Source organism: Enterococcus sp. AZ009 (assembly GCF_050548785.1).
Taxonomy (GTDB): domain Bacteria; phylum Bacillota; class Bacilli; order Lactobacillales; family Enterococcaceae; genus Enterococcus_D; species Enterococcus_D entomosocium.
Window position 1 is genome coordinate 3,580,628 of record NZ_CP172960.1, and the last position, 17,539, is coordinate 3,598,166.

The 17,539-nt window shown below is 37.8% G+C and carries 14 protein-coding genes; 5 read left to right on the forward strand and 9 right to left on the reverse strand.

Annotation, left to right across the window (positions count from 1 at the left end):
• Positions 1 to 431 precede the first annotated feature (431 nt).
• The gene (alsS, locus tag IGJ74_RS16990) at positions 432 to 2,108 is read right to left on the reverse strand and encodes an acetolactate synthase AlsS (RefSeq protein WP_430608619.1); all 1,677 of its coding nucleotides are present in this window, start codon (positions 2,106 to 2,108) and stop codon (positions 432 to 434) included.
• A gap of 240 nt (positions 2,109 to 2,348) precedes the next feature.
• Between alsS and IGJ74_RS16995 the strand changes: the two genes are divergently transcribed.
• The 5 genes from IGJ74_RS16995 to IGJ74_RS17015 all read left to right on the forward strand — a co-directional run bounded on the left by IGJ74_RS16995 (position 2,349) and on the right by IGJ74_RS17015 (position 6,265).
• Positions 2,349 to 2,717: a winged helix-turn-helix transcriptional regulator gene (locus IGJ74_RS16995; protein WP_008380292.1), complete on the forward strand. Its 369-nt coding sequence runs from the start codon at positions 2,349 to 2,351 to the stop codon at positions 2,715 to 2,717.
• On the forward strand, positions 2,699 to 3,400 hold the full coding sequence (locus tag IGJ74_RS17000; protein WP_005233189.1) for an endonuclease III domain-containing protein: 702 nt from the start codon (positions 2,699 to 2,701) through the stop codon (positions 3,398 to 3,400). The genes IGJ74_RS16995 and IGJ74_RS17000 overlap by 19 nt, the downstream gene beginning before the upstream one ends.
• Before the next feature lie 91 nt (positions 3,401 to 3,491).
• Positions 3,492 to 4,022 (forward strand): YbhB/YbcL family Raf kinase inhibitor-like protein, encoded by a 531-nt coding sequence (locus IGJ74_RS17005; protein WP_005233187.1) that lies wholly within the window; start codon positions 3,492 to 3,494, stop codon positions 4,020 to 4,022.
• A gap of 26 nt (positions 4,023 to 4,048) precedes the next feature.
• Positions 4,049 to 5,137: an L-dopachrome tautomerase-related protein gene (locus IGJ74_RS17010; RefSeq protein ID WP_005233176.1), complete on the forward strand. Its 1,089-nt coding sequence runs from the start codon at positions 4,049 to 4,051 to the stop codon at positions 5,135 to 5,137.
• Between the two features lie 75 nt (positions 5,138 to 5,212).
• Positions 5,213 to 6,265, forward strand: a complete 1,053-nt coding sequence (locus IGJ74_RS17015) for a zinc-binding alcohol dehydrogenase family protein (RefSeq protein ID WP_008380297.1) — start codon at positions 5,213 to 5,215, stop codon at positions 6,263 to 6,265.
• Positions 6,266 to 6,746: 481 nt separating this feature from the next.
• Here IGJ74_RS17015 and IGJ74_RS17020 read toward each other — a convergent pair whose 3' ends face one another.
• From IGJ74_RS17020 to IGJ74_RS17055, 8 genes are all read right to left on the reverse strand, one after another.
• Entirely contained in the window at positions 6,747 to 6,953 is a 207-nt protein-coding gene (locus tag IGJ74_RS17020; protein WP_005233172.1) for a hypothetical protein, read from the reverse strand.
• A 111-nt stretch (positions 6,954 to 7,064) separates the two neighbouring features.
• Complete coding sequence (locus tag IGJ74_RS17025) at positions 7,065 to 7,556, reverse strand: helix-turn-helix domain-containing protein (RefSeq protein ID WP_005233169.1); 492 nt, start codon at positions 7,554 to 7,556, stop codon at positions 7,065 to 7,067.
• Between the two features lie 309 nt (positions 7,557 to 7,865).
• Positions 7,866 to 10,427 carry a cation-translocating P-type ATPase gene (locus IGJ74_RS17030; protein ID WP_218193081.1) on the reverse strand — a complete coding sequence of 854 codons (2,562 nt, stop codon included), beginning with the start codon at positions 10,425 to 10,427 and terminating at the stop codon, positions 7,866 to 7,868.
• A gap of 256 nt (positions 10,428 to 10,683) precedes the next feature.
• Positions 10,684 to 11,382 carry a B3/B4 domain-containing protein gene (locus IGJ74_RS17035; RefSeq protein WP_035006931.1) on the reverse strand — a complete coding sequence of 233 codons (699 nt, stop codon included), beginning with the start codon at positions 11,380 to 11,382 and terminating at the stop codon, positions 10,684 to 10,686.
• A 198-nt stretch (positions 11,383 to 11,580) separates the two neighbouring features.
• Entirely contained in the window at positions 11,581 to 12,033 is a 453-nt protein-coding gene (locus IGJ74_RS17040; RefSeq protein WP_008380304.1) for a MarR family winged helix-turn-helix transcriptional regulator, read from the reverse strand.
• A 730-nt stretch (positions 12,034 to 12,763) separates the two neighbouring features.
• On the reverse strand, positions 12,764 to 15,019 hold the full coding sequence (locus IGJ74_RS17045) for an ATP-binding cassette domain-containing protein (RefSeq protein ID WP_207463047.1): 2,256 nt from the start codon (positions 15,017 to 15,019) through the stop codon (positions 12,764 to 12,766).
• Positions 15,012 to 15,443 (reverse strand): MarR family winged helix-turn-helix transcriptional regulator, encoded by a 432-nt coding sequence (locus IGJ74_RS17050; protein WP_087664520.1) that lies wholly within the window; start codon positions 15,441 to 15,443, stop codon positions 15,012 to 15,014. The genes IGJ74_RS17045 and IGJ74_RS17050 overlap by 8 nt, the downstream gene beginning before the upstream one ends.
• A gap of 414 nt (positions 15,444 to 15,857) precedes the next feature.
• Positions 15,858 to 17,045 carry an AI-2E family transporter gene (locus IGJ74_RS17055; protein ID WP_035006938.1) on the reverse strand — a complete coding sequence of 396 codons (1,188 nt, stop codon included), beginning with the start codon at positions 17,043 to 17,045 and terminating at the stop codon, positions 15,858 to 15,860.
• Between the last annotated feature and the right edge of the window lie 494 nt (positions 17,046 to 17,539).

Here is a 17,539-nt window from a genome sequence, read left to right on the forward strand (position 1 = left end):
TCCTTAGCTGGAAAAAGGAGTCTCCTCACTAATAATTCTTCCATCAAACAACATAGGAAGTGCTTAATTTCCTTCATTCGACTTACTTGAAATCTGCCTCTATGAAGACTAGAAACACGTATCCAAATCACCGCTATCCACCGTATTTAGAGTATCGATGTGCTTTTTTAAGACAGTGCCGAATTGGCAGACCTTTTCTCCGAAAAAATCAGAGGAGATGCTAACAAAAATACCGCTAGCAGCAAACGAATCATCGTCCTTACCAACGGCATTTTATTAAAGACTTCTGTCCTGGATTCTCTAAAAATTCCACTTCATATTTTTAGTCAGGCACTGTTTTTATTGTAAAAAGAACTTTCTTTTCTTTAACGTAGTAAAGGTGCATTGCCATTCTTTTCTAACACATGTTTTGTGGCCCATAGTAGAAAGACTCAGTACTTTTTAAACGGTTCTTTATCTCGTAAATGAATATTCTCATGATTGTCTTCGATCATTTCAATCACTCTTGGTTCACTCGTAGCGTACGCTTCCTTCAGCGCAGCATCTAAAGCTTCTTTGGAACGTACACGAACTGCTTTAATACCGTAGCTTTCAGCCATTTCTTTATACCCAATATAATCGATATCGACCCCTTCTTTTTGTCCGTTATAGTCTAGTTCTTGTTGGAATTCAACCATGTTGTATTCTTTATCCACCCAGATTACTTGCACAATATTCAAATTGTAATGGGCTACTGTAGCTAATTCTTGTGAGGAAAACATAAAGCTGCCATCCCCACCTGAAGACAAAATCTTTTCCTCTGGACGTAACAGTGCTGCTGAAATCGCCCAAGGAAGACCGACGCCTAAGGTTTGTTCCCCATCAGACATTAAGAAATGTTTTGGCCGATACACATTTAGGTACGAACCCAGCCACACTTCATGACTTCCTCCATCCATAACAACGGTCGTATTTGGATGAGCCTCGATTATTTTTTGCAAAGAGTCAACAATTTCCAATGGATGTAGTGCATCCTCAGGTGTTTGGCTGGGTACTTTTTTCTTCGCTGTCAATTTTTCTTGCAAGTCATGAACCACCATTTTCCACTCATCCGTAATGGCTTGTTCCGTTATGCTATTGGTAATATTTTTTAGATTTTTTGCGATATTGCCTAAGAGGATGGTGTCAGGGAGATAAGTTTCATCTAAATGATCCACTACAGTATCAATATCAATAATGCGCTTGTTATCGGTATTCCAAACAGAAGCCCAGTATTCAACCAAATTTAATCCCAATGTAATCACTAAATCACTGTTAAAAACCAGTTCATCCCCAGGCAGGTTATTAAACAGCCCCACTCGACCCACATAGTTTTGGGAAAACTCATGCGTCAATAGACCTGTAGCTTCGAACGTCTCCACGACCGGAATTCCCGTTTTTTTAACGAACCCTTGAATGGCAGCCGCCGCATTATCATCGGCTGCCCGAGCACCAACGATAATAACTGGGCGTTTTACCGCTTTGATTTTCTCAACTGCACTAAGAATGGCAGCTTCGTCACTAATCGTATTGTCCAATTGATTCACTAAGGTCGAAAAAGCCAAACCAGATTTAGTGGTCTCAGCTAACAGAATATTACCTGGAATATCCATAAAAACGGCCCCGGGATTGCCATTGATACTTGAGACATACGCATTCGCTACTTCATCCGCAAGGGCATCGGTATGCTGAATTTCCTTGGCATATTTAGTAATCGTTGAATCATTCATTACGCCAGAAATATTAGGATTTTGAGGATACGGTGTTACTAACTTCGCTTGTGGAACTTGTCCGGCAATAGCCAATACCGGGTCACCATCAGAAGTCGCCGTAGCTAAGGGCGTGACCAAATTCAAAGCCCCCGGTCCTGACGTAGTCATCACTACACCAGGTTTACCAGTCATGCGCCCAATTCCTTGTGCCATGAAACCAGCATTTTGTTCATGTCTTACCGTAACAACTTTAATCTCTTCACGTTTTTTCAAAGCCATTAATAACGGACCCAACTTGCCGCCTGGCAATTGAAAGACATATTCCACACCATTTTTAATCAATGTATCTACAATCAAGTCTGCACCGTTCTTATTCATAATAAATCTCTCCTAAATGTTTTTTGCAAGTTGTTTATTAGGATTACTTGAGATAACTGTAAAGGTAATAAATTTGCTTACTCGTGTACTATAGATTCAAAAGAAAGAGTTGTACATTAGGGAATTTTTTTATACGTCTATTTCTTATTGCCTTCTTACGATTAGGAGATGAATTGTTTTACAAATAGTAAGTAAATCCTTATGATACTCTCAGACATACGGAAAAGGAGACAACGGAAGATGACAAGAAAAATATACAATTGCGAACATGGCTGCGCGGTCGAATCGACTTTACAAATGATTTCAGGTCGTTGGAAAAGCGTTATCTTATATCATTTGATGTTTGATGGGTCACTTCGCTATAACGAACTACAAAAGCTGATTCCTGGCATCACTAGAAGAATGGTCTCTTTGCAGTTGAAAGATTTAGAAAAGGATGGATTGATCTATCGTAAGGTCGTTCAGGAAAAACCATTACAGGTTGTGTATGGAATGACCGATTATGGCTACTCTTTAAAAGAGATCATTGAATTATTGTATCGCTGGGGCGAAGATTTTAATCACAAAAACGCGGGATTACTTGAAGAAGAATGTTTAACTTGCAATTGATCGCGACTGCTAGTAAAAATGAGGTTTTTAACGTGAAAAAGATTGAAAATATTGAAGAATTATATGAAGCATTAAGCACATCAATGGAACATTCAACGTGGTGGGATACAGAAAATCCATGGGAAATCGTTGTCGGATCAATTTTGGTTCAAAATACCAATTGGAAAAATGTGGCCTATTCCTTAGCAAACATCAGAAGAGAGATTGGATTTTCTCCGAAAAGATTGGCAGAAATTGATCAGTTCCTTCTTCAGGATCTGATTCGGCCCAGTGGTTTCTACAAAAATAAATCCCGCGCGATAAAAGAAATCTTTTCTTGGTTTCAGCGCTACAACTATGATATCGGTATTCTACAGAAAAAAGAACAGGCTGAGTTACGAAAAGAGTTGCTAGCTATCTATGGTGTTGGCTATGAAACGGCAGATGTACTAATGGTTTTTGTGTTTAATAAGGTCGTGTTTATCGCTGATAAATACGCACAACGAATTTTTAGTCGCTTAGGCCTAAATGAGCCGCTTACTTACCTCACCCTTCAAAATATGATCGAATTACCAGATACATTTACCAATGAACAAGCTCAAAACTTTCATGGTTGGCTAGTTGATTACGGTCAAGTCCATTTGAAATCGGATAAAGACTGGCAAGCAGGCTTCTTAAGTCAGTTTACACTCGTTCACCTCTAATTGTGGTATAAAAAAATTCCCTAATTTACATTTCATTGACCGAGGATTACGCTATCCTTGTTACAAAAACACGTTTCAAGGAGGAGATAGTATGAACGATCCATTTTTAGGATTACAAGACGTGCCAGCGTTTCACGTGACCAGTAAGGACATTGTTGACGGGAAACTTATGGATAAAAAATTTATGTCTGGTGATTTTGGGATTGAGGATGGACAAGATATTTCACCAGAGCTTCACTGGACCGGTGCACCAAGCAATACGAAAAGCTATGCGGTTACCTTATACGACCCTGATGCACCAACTGGATCAGGATTTTGGCATTGGGCAGTCATGAATATCCCCGCTTCTGTAGAGGAATTATCACAAGGAGCCGGCAGTAGCGATAACGCAAAGCTGCCACCGGGAGCCGTTCAATTACCAAATGATGCCCGCATGAAAAAATATATTGGTGCTGCGCCGCCCAAAGGTCATGGTGTTCATCACTACTTCTTAACGGTTTGGGCATTGGCTATTGAGAAAGTTGAAATTCCTGAGGATTCTACCCCAGCTTTTTTCATTTTTAATACCTTTGGACATGTCCTAGCTCGTGGTGTTGTGAACTTTGAAGTCGAAGTGAAATAGGGAAAGCTCAGAGAGGAAGATACGTAATGAATGCTGCAAAAGAAAACTATTTTGGCAAACTAGAACAAGTCCATGAATTTTATGATGCGATGCCTACCGGCGTTAGCTTATCGGAAACCGGGAGAATCTTTATTAATTTTCCTGAATGGGGAGACCAAGTAACCGCGACAGTCGTTGAACGAGTAGACGGCAAATTAATTCCTTATCCTAGCCAAGAAGCGAATACATTTGATCCTCAAAAACCGGAAAACGGATTTCTAAGTGTACAAAGTATCGTTGCTGATGGTGCTGGTACTTTGTGGGTATTGGATACCGCTGCACCCAAATTCACCGTTCCTGTTAAGGGTGGGGCAAAACTGGTTGCTGTGGATTTAAGTACTAATCAAATTCGCAAAGTCTATACTTTTTCACCGGATGTCGTCCTAGACTCTACGTATTTGAATGATGTTCGAATTGATTTACGCCGCGGTTCTGAAGGGGTAGCCTATATAACCGATTCTTCTATTACCGGTCCTGGTGCGTTGATCGTACTCGATTTAGGTACTGGCGATGCATTCCGTATTTTAGATGGCACGCCCTCCACCGCGGTTGATCCAGCCTTTATTCCTAAAGTTGAAGGCGAGATTTTGTTAAATCGCTCGGCTGATGGAACAACTTCGCATTGGCAAGTGGCAGCTGACGGCCTAGCGATTTCTCCCGACGGAAAAACCTTGTTTTTTAGTCCTTTATCCAGTCGACATTTATACTCAATTGAAACCGATAAAATTTTCAACAAAGAAATTGATGATCACGCATTAGAAGCACATGTTAAAGATTGGGGCGAAAAAGGCGCCTCTGATGGCATGATTACGGCAGAAGATGGAACGATCTATGCTGGCGACTATGAAAACAACAGCATTCGTGTGATTCACACGGATGGTACTATGGAGACTTTGGCTCACGATCCGCGTATTTTATGGCCAGATACTTTATCTATTGGACCAGATCAATACTTATATTTTAACGCCAACCAGCTGCAACGGCAGGCTAGTTTTCACAAAGGAGAAGACCTGAGAGAGAAGCCTTACAGTCTGTTCCGCATTTTTATCGGAAAAAATCCTGCGAAAGCAAACTAACCGGTCTTGATCCAAAGGGAGGGCAATACGTAAAAGAACTAATGCGATTTTCTATCCAGAAAAGGAGGAATGAAGATGTCAGAACAGAAAACGATGAATGTAATAGGCTTTTTCGAAGGCCTGCCAATTGAATCTACGCATAGTTTTATTGACCAAAAAGAAGGAATCCCTGTTCCAGGCCCTCGTGATTTATTAGTAAAAATCAAAGCCGTTTCGGTCAATCCAGTCGACACCAAATTACGGCAAACGACTCGCAAGCGAAATGCCCTGCGTATCTTAGGTTTTGATGCGGTCGGAGAAGTGGTCGCTGTCGGAAAAGATGTCATGAAATTTACTGTTGGTGATCGGGTCTTTTATGCAGGAACCACCACTCGATCAGGAAGCAATCAAGAATATCAAGCAGTCGATGAACGGATCGTTGCCCTAGCCCCTAAAAATTTAACAGATGAAGAGGCTGCTGCATTCCCATTGACTGCATTAACCGCTTATGAATTGCTGTTTGAAAAATTCGGCTTGATTCCTAAAGAAAACGCCAATCAAGGGAAAAGTATTCTCGTCATCAATGGTGCGGGTGGCGTCGGATCGATACTGAATCAGTTGGCTCATTGGGCAGGTCTAGAAGTGTATGCTACCGCTAGTTCAAAAAATTTTGACTGGCTTCAAAAAACCGGGGTTGACCACCCTTTAGACTACCATCACGACCTAAGGGACAGCTTTCGAGAATTAGGCGTTCCGAATGTTGACTATATCGCTGTCTTGTTTGACATCACCCAATACTTTGATCAAATCAGCCATTTGGTAAAACCTTATGGTCATGTGGGCACGATCGTTGGCCTTCACGAGCCCCTTGATTTAAGTGTATGGAAAAACCTTTCTGTTAGCTTTGATTGGGAGTATATGTTCGCTAAAACAGACCACGACTATCAAATCGAGACACAAGGACAAGCGCTAAAAGTGATTGCTGATTTAGCAAATGAAGGGACACTAAAAACAACCTTAAGCAAAGTCTATTCGGATGGAATCAACGCGGCAAATTTGAAGCGCGCAACGAGAGATGTCGAAAGTGGCCATATGTTGGGAAAAGTCGTTGTAAGTGGTCCTTTTAATGGAAACCCTACAGGGAATTAATCGCCCGAGCCATTTAATGAACGCACCCTTCAACAGAATTCATCATATATTCTAATACACTATCACTGATTTTTCGCAACAGCCGGATTCTCAAAGAATGATTTGTAAATGAAAAAAGCATTCAGAAAACAATGGGTCTCTGGATGCTTCATTCATCAATATAATAATCTAATGGATAACATAGTTAAAACTGAAATCAAGGTAAATCCATATTCGTTTTTCATAAAATCATCATCCATTCATAACTTAAAAAATAGTCATTCTTAGTAAGTGTTTATTTTCAAGAAAATTCATTCTCTTTACTTAGTAAGATAGAAAAAGACAACAACCATTATGACAACAAGTACCCAAAAATACCATTTTTCAGAGTTTTTTTTCTTCATATCTATTCTCCCTTTCTATTCATCTCAATTTTGAAAGAAACATAATAAGCAAAATATCGCCTTCTTGAAGGGCAATCGCTATCTGATTCCCTATCCGATTAATTCTCGGTTAACTCATCCCTAAATTTCAGGAATAGGTCTTTCGCTTGTCCTGTACGCATGTTTGTCAGGACTTTAATTTTCTTGACCATGCCAATATCATTTTCGTTTTTCGAAAGAATTTGTCGTGCCATTTCTTCTTTGATCTCTGCTTCTTCTTCCTTCGTTAAATTTCTGACTTCTTTCTTTTTACCAAAGAATCCCACCCTGTTCTCCCCTTCTTATAAAATTTATGCGCTTTTCACACTAGCCAGACTGAGCATTCTTTTTATCTAAAATGCGTTTTTCTGTCCATGACTTGATTCCTATACTCTAATCTACCATTTCTGTCGAAACCGAGGAAATGGTTCGTTCTCTTTTTTATTTTTAGGGAAGATATAAAAATAAAACACGGAGCCAATGATGATCGCTGGCGGCACCGAGATGCTCAATAATTTTAAAGCAGTGTTTAAAAGTACACCAAATTTTTCTTGAATAGAAAGATTCATAATCGTGCTGAAGTCTTGATTGAACGAAGTAACGATCATCGTGACAAAAAAGAGCAAGCAAAAACTAATCACCCCATACTTGATACTTACTTTTAAATCATCATTGTCTTTCTTAGTTTCTTCCAAAAGTAATGTTTCTAATGAGATATCCAATTCTTCGGCTATTTTGATCATATTTTTTTTGCTAGGGTAGGTAGCACCTAACTCCCATTTTGAGATTGTCTTGTCACTTACTTCTAATAATTCTGCTAGCATACTTTGCGTTAGCTTGTTTTTTTCTCTATATTCTTTCAGCTTCATTGCTAATATCGTTTCTTTCATATTGACCACTCCTCATCGATTTCTACCTTTCATTTTGACATAAAACCTACCATTTAACAGGAATTCTTGAAAAAGAGAGTAGAATAGAGGGGATTTTTAGCTACTTCTGGTGATTTACCTGAAATATACTACCGAATCCTTCCTTACAACAATAGTTGTTGTGCATTCTGATATCTTCTAAATACTATCAAACCAGAAATCATAAGCATCTGTAAATAATTAAAGGAGACGCAAAAACTTCCCAGTTTTTGCCCTCCCTCATTTCTCAAGAAAATATGTTAATAGAAGATTCTCTTCCTATCATTCACATTAAAACAAGCCAAAGTATTTTTTCACTTCAATATACACTAAAGGAAAAATGGATAAGCCGATTACCCATAGCCAGTCAACTGCACGAAGAGAGACAAAGCCAAAAATGGTTTGCGTGAATGGAATCGTTACTAACAAGATAATGATCAATGCACCTATGAAGGTTGTCATTACTAACAACGGATTGCTCAAAAAACGCAGCTTCAGGATAGATTCTTTACTTCTACAATTAAACATATGCACAATAGTTGATAACCCCAATACAATAAATGTCATTGTCTGAGAAACCTCTATCGATTCTAGACGTCCAATTAGAATCGCGCCTAATGTGACGCCTGTAAAAACAATTGAAATTTCTACAATTTTTACCAATAATCCTTGCGCAAAAATGCTCGTGTATTTAGTGATAGGGGCTTCCTCCATTGCTTTTTTATCGACTGGTTCAATACTTAGACTCATTCCTGGGATTCCATCTGCAACTACTTTTATGATTAACAATTGAACCGCTGTAACAGGTGCTCCCCACCCAACGAGCAAGGAAATTAAAACGATCGTCAGTGCAGAAATGTTGCAACCTAGCATCGCATATAATGATTTTCTGATATTGCTGTATACCCGTCGTCCTTCTTCAACCGCCTGAACAATCGTCGCAAAATTATCGTCTACTAAAACCATATCAGAAGCTTCCTTTGCTACTTCTGTGCCACCTCCCATTGCGATCCCTACATCAGCTGCTTTTAATGCAGGTGCATCATTGACACCATCGCCAGTCATAGCGACAATCTCATCATTTTTTTGAAATGCTTTTACGATTCGAATTTTATCTTCTGGGGAAGTACGGGCAAAGACTCGATAGTCATCAATCACATGGGCTAATTTTTCATCGCTCATTTCATGTAAATCCGCGCCGGTCATTGCTTTTTTCCCATCGGTGAGAATTCCTACATCTTCTGCGATTTTTTTTGCTGTTAGTAAGTGGTCCCCTGTGATCATTACGGTTTGAATCCCTGCTTGTTTTGCAATAGAAACAGCCGTATAGCTTTCGGGCCGAGCTGGGTCGATAATCCCAACAAATCCTGCAAACTCTAACTGACTTTCAAGAATTTCTTCAGTAAGACGTGTAGGTTTTTCATCGTATCTTTTATAAGCAACGCCCAAAACACGGTATGCTTGATTGGCCAACTCATCATGCTTGTTCAAGTAGGCAGGGTTGTTCGCATCAATGAGATCCAAGCGATCAAAAGCCCCTTTTGTGACAGAAACATATTGGTCGTTTACTTTATATAAGACAGTCATCCTTTTTCGTTTTGAATCAAAGGGAACTTCATGAATCTGTTCAAAGGTTGAAGCGACTTTACCTAGTTCCTCTTTAGTGAAGAGCGATGCCAGTTTTTTTCTGATCGCCAACTCTGTTGGATTACTGGTTACTGTTGCATTTTCTTCCATCGAACTAGCAAGATAGAAGAGAAACAAGAGATTTTTTTCCTTCTCTTCTGTTATTTCTAAGCAGGAAGTCAGTCTATCCTTCATCATAATAACTTCTTTCACGATCATCTTATTTTCGGTAATTGTTCCAGTTTTATCTGAGCAGATGATTGAAACACCCCCAACGGTTTCTACTGTTGAAGGAGTCCTAACGATGGTTTTCTTCAGTGCCATATTCCTCATCCCAACAGCTAGAGAGATTGTTACTACGACTGGCAAAACCTCTGGAATAGCAGCAACAGCCATTGATATTGCAGTCATGATACTGGTCTCTAAAGACAATCCTTTGCTGATTCCTATAGCAATCGCTAGAAAGCCAGAGAGAATAGCGATTAGGCCTAGAACTTTCCCCAGTTTTTGCATTTTTATTTGTAGAGGTGCTATGGTTGTTTCTTCCTTGCTTAATAAGCTCGATATTTTACCAATTTCCGTATTCATTCCTGTCTTTTCAACTCGAACGTTTGCTTTTCCTGTGACTACTAATGAGCCAGAAAAAACCAAGTCTTTTCTGTCCCCTAAAGAATCTTCTTTAGAAGAAATATAGGTGGGATCTTTTTCACTTGGTTCACTTTCACCAGTTAGAAACGACTCATCAACAAAGAAATTACTACTCGTTAAAAGCTTAGCATCTGCTGGAATACGGTCCCCTAATGCCAACTGAACAATATCACCAGGAACAATGTTCAAACTTTCAATCTCTTTTAACACCCCATCTCTGAATACTTTACTCACGGGAACACTCATTTTATTTAATTCACTCATTGATTTTTCCGCATGTTTTTGCTGTCGAATCGACAAATATAGATTAAGAATGACAATTGAAAAGATGACTATTGGTTCCGTAAAATCATCAGGATGGTTTTGAAATGCAACGTAACTAGATAAGAGCGTTGCAACGATTAAAATCAAGATGGTAATATCCTTCATCGACTCTTTCAAATAGTCATAAAAATGCTTCTCGTCTGTGCTTTCTATGGAATTAAACCCATATTTCTCTAGCTTCATTTCTGCTTCTTTACTGGAAAGTCCCGACTGGTTAGGGCTCTTTCCTTTTTCTTTCAATTGTTCTTTTAACATCTGCCTATACCTCCTAAAACAAAAAAGAAGTCAGACAAACTAACCATAAAAGCCTAAGGTTAGTTTTTCTGACTTCAATAAGATTTATTCCGGCGAACAAATCTAATGTCATTATTTAAATTCCACCTAATTATTGCACATCCGAATATTTGGGTCAAGATTTTCACGATGACCGATCAATCAAAATGAGAGAATGGTATGCAAAATCGAGAAAAAGTACGTGTACATCCTTATCCTATAGACAAGAAGCTCGCCCTTACAAAATGATTTCAGGACTTTCTTTACTTAGCACATAATCATTACCTGCTACTTTAAAATACTCTTGAACCAACTGACTTAACTCTTTGATTGCTTCATTCGCCCGAGCCCGTTGCGTTTCATTGATCGATTCAATGAATAAAACAGCATTGGTGGTCTCTTCTGTTAGCATCGTACGTTGGGCTTCCCGCCAATTTAAGCATCGACAGATTGCACCTTTCTCATCATAGTAAATGACTTCCTTTTCCAAGGCTGGGGAATCAGTATCTGCACCTAAGGGAAAGAAAGATTCGCCACCTTTTGCAACGCCTAAATGAAGGTCGCCAACGATTGTATCGAGGTCTTCTCCGCCTAAAGGGACACCATATTTCAAGGAAATACTATTATAAATATCTACTAAAGGATTGATGGGAGAAAATTCTCTGTCTTGATTCACCCGTTTCAACAGTGCTTCGATGGAAGAGCGTACCCCTTTTTTCGTTTTAAATTGCTGAAAAGCACTTCGCCAATCTTGGATCACCTGGTTTTCACTGAAGGTGTCGGTCGTTAAGTAGCGCTTTGCTTGCTCTTTACTACTTTTTAGCAAGTTAGTAAAAAACGTCTCTTGTGAAACATCCGCAACATTGTTTATATTTTTTACAACAAGGCAGTTGATTTGGGCTTCTGGAAATAGCGCCCAAAATTCTTGATCGATCATTATTTTCTTCACTTTCTCTACACTCCTACTTAGTTTATTTGAACAAATTCATGTCCTTTATTTTTCAGGCTCTCTGTTTTTTCAGCAGCCAGCCGAGCTATATCCTTTTTAACAAAATATCAGCTACCTGTGCTTCCTATCCTAGGTAGCATGAATGTACATTCAATCAGATCCAATCTCCCCAGTTGCGTTATTCGTTCAATAGTCTCTTTTGATCCCATTCTTGACGTTGACCCAATCAACTTCTACCGAAGATTTTATTTTTGCCAGCATTTCCGCAAGATTTTTTCTTTCTAAAGCAGATAACTGTTGAATCGCTACTTTATTTGAATAGTTATTTTCTCTTATGATTAATTGAACCGCTTGTTTCCCTTTGGCGGTTGTGTATAAGTGTTTGATTTTTTTATTTTCTTTGTCTGACTCTTTTAGAATGAAGCCATTTTCCTCTAATTTTTTTACCGCCCTGGACAAAGTCGTGCGATCAACTTTGATCCGTTCGGCTAATCGTTCAGGAATAATTCCTTCATTTTCAAATATACGAACTAAGTAAATATATTGCCCTTTACTGAGTTGAACCTCTTTAAATTCAATATTAGCAATTGATTCCAACATTCTACTGATTGATCCTATCTCACGAAGGATATCCTCCACGAACTATCCCCTCCCTATCTAGCACTATAATAGCCCATTATTGTTGCATATGCAACAATAATGGGCTTGATTTACTTTTTTACTCACTCTTAGAAAATGGGTGTATTGCATAAGCTTGTCTCAAAAAAGTAGGAGAATACCGAGAAAAACTTCTCTGTACTCTCCTTTTACAAACATTCCAAGTGGAAATACTATCCAAATTTCTCCTAATTTCAAAACCAAATTCATGAAGATGATTGCTTAGTACAGTAGTGAATGAATCAACTTCGTTTTCATTTACTTTCCCCGAATCGTATAATTTCTTTCTTTTTGCTTGCTAAGTTTTTATTTAACCTTGTCTAACGCAGATTGATTGGTTACATCCAATTCGTTGTTTAAAATCACTAAAATTCACATTAGATTTACGACATAAGTTTATGACGCTCTCTCGAGCTTATTTCAATGAGAGTTTACCAACGTATCAAAAACTATTAAGTTTCTGACTCTTTCTAAGAATTGTCCTAATATTCATGAACCTAAATTTTAAATGAACAATGATTTATTTACGAGTTTATGAACACAAAAATACAGTGACACATATAAATTATTGTATCTAAAAAGAGTGTCCAGAAATTCGTCACTTTCTTAACACTCTTTGTCGAAAAATTAAGAAGATCAAAAGCTATTAAATTTCTTCCCCTCATATAGCTGTTAAAAAAATCATGAACTAAAATTCTTATAAACACCTTTTTTAATTGTTGTTTTTTGTATATCTTTTCAGATGTTTTGCTGTGTATGAATCTTCTAACGTTAATAAGTCTATTGGGTACCCTTGAAACAATACTTTACCTCCAAAGTTCCCCCCGCCAGGTCCCATTTCGATAAGCCATTGAGCCTGACTAATTATTTTGAGATTGTGCTCTAGAATAATCAATGTATTTCCTTTTTGCAAAAGTTTATTTAACAATAATAACAACTTGTCAATATCCGCCTCATGAAGGCCGGTAGATGGTTCATCTAATATTAGACAGTTAGAAGTATCTTGAGCAATTATTTTTGCTATCTTTAAACGCTGAAGTTCTCCACCAGAAAATGTATCTAGCGACTGCCCCAACTTCATATACTCTAGATGAACATCCATGAGAATTTGCATCGTTCTGATCAATAAGCGATCATCAAACAAATCTACTGCTTTTCGAACTGATAATTGTAAAATATCGTAAATAGTGAAACCATGCCATAAAATAGATAAGGCTTCATCGTTATATCTTTTTCCTCGGCATTTCTCACAAACTTGCTCTGCATCCCCCATAAAAGCCAAATCCATTTTTATCACTCCTTTGCCTTTGCACAGAGGACATGCTCCTTTACCGTTATAGCTGAAAAGAGAGGCACTTTTACCAGAACATTGCGCGTAGATGCTCCGAATTTTATCAAAGACATTTAGATACGTGAGAACATTTGAGCGAATGTTGCCATTTATCTGACTCTGGTCTAATATACTTGCTTCAGGATATTTTTTTTTAAAAAGATAGCGAATGAGTGTGCTCTTCCCAGAACCAGCGACTCCGGTTACAACCGTTAATGCTTGTTTTGGCAACACCACAGAAGCGTTTACAACATTGTGCAAACTAACCTCATTTAATTCGTAATAGGAAGAAAATTGTTGTCTTTGTGTATTAACGTTCAACTGATCTGCCAACGCTCTTCCAGTGATGGTGTTCGACTTCATTAGTTCATCATAGGTTCCTTCAAAGGTGATTTTTCCACCGCTATCCCCGGATCCTGGACCGATCTCAATGATATGGTCTGCAATTTGTATAATATCCGGATCATGGTCAACAAGAACAACAGTATTTCCTTTATCTTTTAACCCCCTAATTATCTTTGCTATTTTTTGAATATCTTCTGGATGGAGTCCAATACTAGGCTCATCAAAAATGTATAGAATATCACTAAGTGCACTGTTAAGATGTTTAACCATTTTTATTCTTTGAGATTCTCCACCAGATAATGTTGCTGTTGGACGGTTAAGAAACAAATAGCCTAAGCCAACCTCCTCCAAACTCTGTAGTTTCTTACTTAAATCTTTCAAAATCACCTGAACAACAGAAGAATGAATCTCTTTAATAAATTTGTTTAGTTCAGGAATAGGCATCCTCACACAGTCTGCGATCGATTTTCCATTTATCTTTGCAGAGCGAACGAGTTTACTTACTCTAGTGCCTTGACAATTGGGACATTCTTTCACTTGCAGAATGTGATTTAATGTTGCACTATATTGCGTGCTTTCTTTTTCGATAAAATTTTTGGTAATTCTGGGAATAATCCCTTCATAACGTGCAGTTTTTGGCCATTTATTCGTAGGATTACTTGGAGTGCTGCCGAGATCATTTAGTAAACGGTCCAATTCTTCTGCTAGGTAATCTTTAATTTTTTTATTGTTATCGAAATTACCAGATTCTGTATACCTAGACAGGCGCCATCCTCCCGGTTGAAAAGTAGGAAATTGAATAGCTCCCTCTGATAAAGATTTGTCAAAATCGATTAATTTATCGACATCAATCTCTTTGACCTCACCTAATCCCTTACAAACTTCACACATGCCCTTGGGATTATTAAACGAATAATTCATAGAATATCCAATAAAAGGGGTTGCAACCCTCGAGAATAGCAGCCTTAAACTTGAATATATATCTGTTACAGTTCCAACTGTGGAACGTGCATTTCCTCCTAGTTTCTTCTGATTAATCACAATAGATACTGGTAGATTTTCTATTTTATCAACGATCGGTTGAGAATAGTGAGGTAGTAGCTGTTGGATATAACTCGAATAGGTCTCGTTTAGTAATCGTTGGGATTCAGCTGCTAAGGTATCAAATACCAAAGAAGATTTTCCCGAGCCTGAAACACCTGTTACGACAGTTACTTGATACTTAGAAAGTTTCAGAGAAAGATTTTTTAAATTGTTTGTTTTAGCTCCTTCGATAGAAATGAGATCATTCATCATACCTCAGCCTTTCCGTTTTAAGCGCTTCTAAATATTTCTTTGCTAGTTCAGCGAACTGCTCTTTTTCCTTCCGGTTAAAAACTGCATTTGCGATTTCAGATAAGTGTGTATGTCCATTATCAATAGTTGTTAATAAATGACTTCCCTCTTTTGTCAAAAAAGTGAGTAGTTCTCGACCATCTGTATCATTGGGTTTCTGTTGAATATAATTCATTAATTTTAGCTCTTTTAACGCCTTTGAAAGTTTTGTCCTACTAATTCCTAGCAAAACACTCATTTTTGACGGGCGCATCTCAGTTTCAGAATTTAGAATATTTAAAATATCATATTGAAGCCAACTAATTGTTTTAGGATTTAGTCTGGTTCTTTCAGCCACCAATTCACATTGTAAGTTTACTAATACCTCTTCTAAATTATTCATTGAAAACTTCCCTTCAAATTGATTTCTATTTGGAAACTATATCATTTGGGAAATCAGATGTCAAATAGGTAGTCTATCCATCTGGCGCTTATCATTGTTGTGCGTTGATTCCTGCTTAGTCAAGCAGCCTCTTTCGTAGAAAAATGTCAAGTTATTGAAATGGCTAAAAAGGAGTCACGATCCAATGAATTTCTGACACTGGAAAACTTAATTATCGGAAATTCATCGGCCCAAACTAAAAATAGAGTACTCAGAAAATAGATATTTCCAAGCACTCTATGTATTAAAAATCTTTCTTTCACTATCGAAGCAAATGATTTAACTCAAACGATCAATTTGGATCGCACCTTTTATGACGATCAATTTGAGCAAGACATGCGTACTTGAATTCATTTGTTCAACTGGTTGCCCTCGTTAACCATGGCTGCTTTTCTTAGTGTATGATTCTAAACTAAATTCAGTTTCTTCATAAGGAACATCTTCCGCATGTATGCGATTGTATCGCTGCTTAAATTTTCGAAACCCAAACACCACTAACACTTTCACGATTGCATAAAGTGGTATACCGAAAATCAACCCAAACATGCCGAAAAGTTCACCCATTATCCATAGCACAAAAATAATTGTTACTGGATGGATCACCATATGTTTTCCCATGACCTGAGGTTCGATCAGCTCCCCATTTAATAATTGAACAACGATCCAGACAATGCACAACTGAATGAACATCGTAGGAGACGTCATGATTGCAATGATTGCACAAGGGAAAAAGGCGACAACCGGTCCGATATAAGGAACGATAGCTGTTGCGCCAACAAGAAATGCTAAGCTTCCAGAAAAAGGCATGTCGATAATTAAGAAGCCAATAAAAGTCAATGTTCCTATGATCACACAAACGACTAGTTGTCCCTTTAGATAGGCGCCCACCTGATTTTCCATCGTCCGAATGATTTCTTTGACTTCATGACGTAATCTAGGGGGGAAGATACCTAAAGAATACTCTACAAATTGACGGTCATTTTTCAATAAAAAGAACGTGATGATCGGCACTGTCAATAACAACAACAGGACATGGGTAATCGTTGAAAACACTTGTGAAGCACCGAAAATAATATTGCCCAGATATACGCCCACATTATTAGAAACTTGATTTATCCAATTCGCCAGAACCTCGAGTCCCTCATGATATGCTTGTTCATATCTAGTATTTTGTATAAAAGTTTCTATTACTCGTTCAGCTTCGATCAAATAATTTGGGAAGTTTTCGATCAATCGTTCAAATTGTTGGATAAGTAACGGCAGTGCGAGGGCAGTTGACAAGATGAAGGCAGCAGTAAGTGTGCATAATGTAATAATAATACTCAGTACTTTTGAAAGTCCTAGCCCTACCAAAAACTTTACAACTGGTTTAAGTACAAAATATAAAACGAGCGTCATAGTCAACGGAGGAAGAACCACCTGAAATACTTTAACTACTGGCTCAATCAAAAAGGTAAGATTTTTGAACAGCAATAGTGTTGCGCCACCTATAAACAGGACCGCTAAGATGTATAAGAGTGTAGCCCCACCCAACATTTGTATCACTTTATGTTTCTTTTTCATTTCTTCTCCCCGTTCTTTCATTATCTAAATCAATCTTCTTTTCTTGTAAAGATTAGCTCACCCCAAATGGACCTTTTCATTCACTAATCTCCCCCACTTGAGGATTCGATGCGATTTGAAATGAAGACAACTTTTATTTAATAATCTTACCATAATTAGTCATAAAAATACCTCTAAGCTATATCTCTAGCCTAGAGGTGTTTTTCAGATTGATTAATGAGCTATCTTCTTTATATTATTTGACAACCGCCCTTTATTATTTTAGTATTTTCAGAACTTTTTATAATCATTCACAATAAATAAATTTTAATTATCAATGAAAAATCAGCCTCCAAAAAAATTATACCGTTAGCTTAAATGAACATAATAAAAAGAGCCTAATCAAAAATGAAAAACAGGTGAAACATTAATGAATCAAGAACTTTAAAGTTTGCAATTCCTTAAATGAATTATTCTTATATTTAGCGACTCCTATTTTATCTAGACATAGATTT